This window comes from Nostoc sp. CALU 546, assembly GCF_048836525.1.
In genome coordinates, this window is the sequence record NZ_JAWJTF010000201.1 from 1 (window position 1) to 4,661 (window position 4,661).

Consider the following 4,661-nt stretch of genomic DNA (forward strand, 5'->3'; position numbering starts at 1 on the left):
TTTTGGCGACTAGAATTCGGACAACCATACAATCGAAACCCGCGCTGGCGGGTTTTAATTTTTTAGAATTATCCACAAAAAGCGATCGGTTAAGAGAATTCTCAACTGGCCCAATATAGTTTGGTTAAGATTTTGCGATGAAAATTCTAGAGCGCAAAGACGCCATAAATCATCATAAAGACGCGATGAATCGCCGTCTCTACAATAATCAGTCTAATAAATAACGATAAGCTTCCAGGAGAGTCTCATTTTTCTCCGAATATAGTAAAACTTTTTCATTCAACAAGAAAAATTCACTCATCGTATTGTTAATTTTTGTAAAATTGATGTATTCAAGACTAGAAACCTGATATCTAGATAGCTAAACTAACAAACAGTGCATCTGTACTGTTAATTATTAAAAGTAGATGTGGCGCCATAGCGTGAATGATCCCAGTACAACTTATCCTCAAAAACTTTCTTAGTTACCGTGATGCAACTTTAGATTTTGGCGGTTTGCATACGGCTTGTATTTGTGGTTCCAATGGTGCCGGTAAATCTTCTCTTTTAGAAGCAATCACTTGGGCGATTTGGGGTGAAAGCCGTGCCACTGTTGAAGATGATGTCATCTATTCTGGTGCTAAAGAAGTTCGGGTTGATTTTACTTTTCAAAGTAACCAGCAAAAATATCGGGTGATTCGTACCCGAATTCGGGGAGGTACTAGCGTTCTTGAATTTCAAATAGAAATACCATCTGGGTTTCGCTCACTCACTGGCAAAGGGGTAAGAGCAACCCAAGATTTGATTCTAGAACACATCAAGCTCGATTATGATACTTTTATTAATTCTGCCTACTTACGTCAAGGTCGTGCAGATGAATTTATGCTTAAGCGTCCCACGGAACGCAAAGAAATTTTAGCGGAGTTGTTAAAACTCAATCAGTATGATGATTTGGAAGAACGTGCTAAGGAATCTTCTCGTCAGTTTAAAGCACAGGCAGTAGAGTTAGAGCGTTCTTTGGAGTCGATAAAAGTTCAGCTGCAACAACGCGAGATAACTCAAGCGCAAAGAGTGGAGTTAGAAGCCGAACTTAACCAACTGCAACAGGTGCAAGCTTTTGATAATATTCAATTACAAAGTTTGCAAGTTGTCCAGCACCAGCGCCAAAGTTGGGAACAACAACTCAATTTTGTAAAGCAGCAATACCAAAATCTTACCCAAGATTGCGATCGCCTCCAACAAGAACAATCAGCTATTGCCTCTCAGCTATCAGATTTAGAAAAAATATTACGCCAAGAAGCTGAGATTAAAGCTGGATACGCCCAATATCAAAGTCTCCAATCTCAAGAAGAAGCTTTTGCTGTCAAATTTGAAGAATACACCCGCGCCCAACAGAATCGCCAACAAAAACAACAACAGCTTACCAAACAAATTCACGAAATCGAACGGCAACTGCAACAAGCCCAAGCGCAGTTAGAAGCTTTGCAGCAACAAGAGCGAGATATTCAGCAAACGCTGACTAAATCAGGTGAAGTAGAAGCTGCTTTGTCACAACTAGCCGCAGCGCGTCACCATGTTCATCGTCTAGATGAATTGCAAATGCAGGTGACTCCGTTGTTGCAACAACGAGCAACTTTACAAAACCAACTCGATCGCACTCATGCTGGTTTAGTAGCGCGACTCGAACAGCTCCAAAGTACTGAGAACCAATTGCAACGACAGCACCGCCGCCAACCGCAACTACAACAAGCGGTGATGGATGTGGCAATCCAGATTGAGGAATTGGAGAAAAAGCGAGTTTATCTACAACGAGTCCAAGAAAAAGGGCAAGAAAGACGGCACTTTATTGAACGTCTGCAAGCTCACCAACGGGATTATGAAAAGCAACTGGGGGAATTAGAGCAGAAATTGCTTATGCTCCAAAATCCTGAAGCACTTTGTCCATTATGTGAGCGTCCTTTAGATGAACATCACTGGAATCGGGTGGTGGAAAAAACCCAGACTGAGTTAGAGGATACTCAAGGGCAGTTTTGGGTAGTGCGAGAACAAATGGCTGTGTCTGACAAAGAAATTCAGACTTTGAGGCAGGAATATCGGGATATTTCTCAACAATTGGCGAGTTACGATGGTTTACGCGAACAGCGGGGACAGTTGGCAGCACAGTTAGAAGCTACAACTGATGTACAACAACAGTTACAACAAATTGCTGCTGAAAAACAGCATTTAGAGCGATCGCTCCAAGCTGGTGATTACGCTCCTGATAAACAAGCCGAACTCCGGCAGCTAGACCAATATCTGCAACAAGCTAATTATAATGAACAAGACCATGCCCTGGCTCGGAGTGAAGTTGAGCGGTGGCGGTGGGCAGAAATTAAACAAGGGCAGATTAAAGATGCAACTAAGCGACAAGCGCAACTATTAGCACGAAAACCAGAATTACAATCCCAAATTGCTCAATTACAAGTCAGAATCCAGCAGGATCAGATTGATTCTGAATGTGCTAAACAAATTGCGGCTCTTGAGCGTCACATTACCGAAATTGGCTATAGTTCTGAGCAGCACAACAATCTGCGTATGGCTGTAAAGAAAGCTCAATCTTGGCATTTACGATATCAACAACTGCTATCAGCCCAGCAGCAGTATCCGCAACTCCAGACGAGATTGCAAGAGTTAGAGGATTCCAGAAGCGCCAGATTAACCGAACGGCAAAAATTGGGCGGACAAATCGAAAGCATTATCCAGCAACTACAAGCAACAGCTAACCCATCTGCCCAAATTCAAGCTCTAGAGCAGCAGTTAGCAATCCGCAGACGGCAACTTGATGAGCAAATTGCCAAGTTAGGGCGTTTAGAACAGCTGGCGCATCAACTGGAAATACTGCAAGTGCAATATGAACAACAGCAGCAGCAATTACAATCTTGCAAGCAGGAATATCGTGTTTATCAGGAATTAGCGCAAGCTTTTGGTAAAAATGGCATCCAAGCACTGATGATTGAGAATGTGTTGCCGCAACTGGAAGCTGAGACAAATCAACTACTTTCGCGGCTGAGTGGGAATCAGTTTCATGTGCAATTTATTACTCAAAAATCTGGACGCAGTGCTAAATCAACAAAGAAAAATGCCAAGCTGATAGATACCCTAGATATTTTAATCGCCGATTCTAGAGGAACGCGATCTTATGAAACTTACTCTGGTGGAGAAGCCTTTAGAATCAACTTTGCCATCCGTTTGGCTTTGGCGAAATTATTAGCGCAACGGGCGGGAGCGGCGTTGCAATTGTTGATTGTGGATGAGGGTTTTGGTACACAAGATGCCGAAGGATGCGATCGCTTGATTGCAGCGATTAATGCGATCGCTTCTGATTTTGCCTGCATCCTCACTGTCACTCACATGCCGCACCTCAAAGAAGCTTTCCAAGCCAGGATTGAGGTTAATAAAACTCAAGAAGGTTCGCAGTTGAGTTTGTCAATTTAATTACGAATTACGAATTAGTTAATTGAATTTTACCCGTGCATCCAGACCTAATGAGCGGAGCTTTTTCGTTAGCGTTTCTGCTTGTGCGCGATCGCTAAATGCTCCAGCATTCACATAATCCCCTAGACTGGATTGCTCTGTAACAGCATTGGGTATATATTGTTGTACTTTACTCAGAGTATCATTATTTGAAATTGGAATTATTACTCTGTAAGGATTGTTAGCAGCTAATGTATTGCCATTAGTAACACGCACTACGTTATTAGTGGGAGGTAAATAGCGAGTTTGAGGTGCTACATAGTCATTAGTAGGAGGTAAATAACTATTAGTAGTCTCAGCATAATCGCCCCCAGTCGAGTTATTCAACCCTAATGCTTGCCAAGTTTGCCAATCTACATTTCCAGTCGAATTAATTCGAGAAGATTGCTGGAATGCAATCACCGATTCTCTGGTGTAATCGTTGAAAAAGCCATCAGGATTGGTATTAGAGAAACCCAACTGCCACAAACGCTCTTGAACTAATCTGACATTCTCTCCCTGATCGCCTACAGTCAAATAACTTCTGGCTGGTTGTTGAGTAGGATATCCACTAGTCGAGGCTCTACGTACTGCCTCTAAAACTTGGGCATTGGCGATGCCATCAACAGGTAAGCGATAATTTCGCTGAAATTGGATGACAGCTTCCCTTGTCATTGGGCCAATATTCCCAGTGGGATTAGTATTAAAAAAACCTAGCTGCTGCAAACGTACTTGGAGTTCTCTCACCTGCTGAGTCGAGAGACTTGATCTAGCTGTACTTGGAGAGGAACCCAGTAATGCGTTCCAAGTTTGTCGATTCACAATCCCGTTAGCAGATATGCGATAACTTCGCTGGAATGCAATTACAGCATCTTTAGTAATTTGTCCAAAATTCCCAGTGGGATTAGCATTAAAATAGCCTAACTGCCGTAAACGCTGTTGCAACCTTGTAACTGCTGCACCAGTGTTGCCTTGAGAGAGAGTAGGGTATTGACCAACTGCACCACTAGTATTCCTGCTAGAAGCTCTACTCTGACAGGCTCGTTGCAAGGCTTGTTGAGTATTAATACCCACAACTCCATCAGCAGGTAGCCTATTGGCTTGCTGGAATTTAATGACCGCATTTTGAGTCAGGCTAGCAAACTTACCTGTTACCGGGCCGTTAAAGTAGCCTAACTTTTTTAAACATC

General features: G+C 42.7%; 2 protein-coding genes. One reads left to right on the forward strand and one right to left on the reverse strand.

Features of this window, described 5'->3' with window-relative positions; translation table 11 throughout:
- Positions 1-426: 426 nt before the first annotated feature.
- A complete protein-coding gene (gene sbcC, locus RRG12_RS41405) occupies positions 427-3,453 on the forward strand; it encodes an exonuclease subunit SbcC (RefSeq protein WP_420759004.1) in 3,027 nt (1,008 codons plus the stop codon).
- Positions 3,454-3,471: 18 nt separating this feature from the next.
- Here the strand turns inward: sbcC and RRG12_RS41410 are convergent.
- A partial coding sequence (locus tag RRG12_RS41410) for a peptidoglycan-binding protein (RefSeq protein WP_420763178.1) occupies positions 3,472-4,661 on the reverse strand: 1,190 nt, incomplete at its 5' end.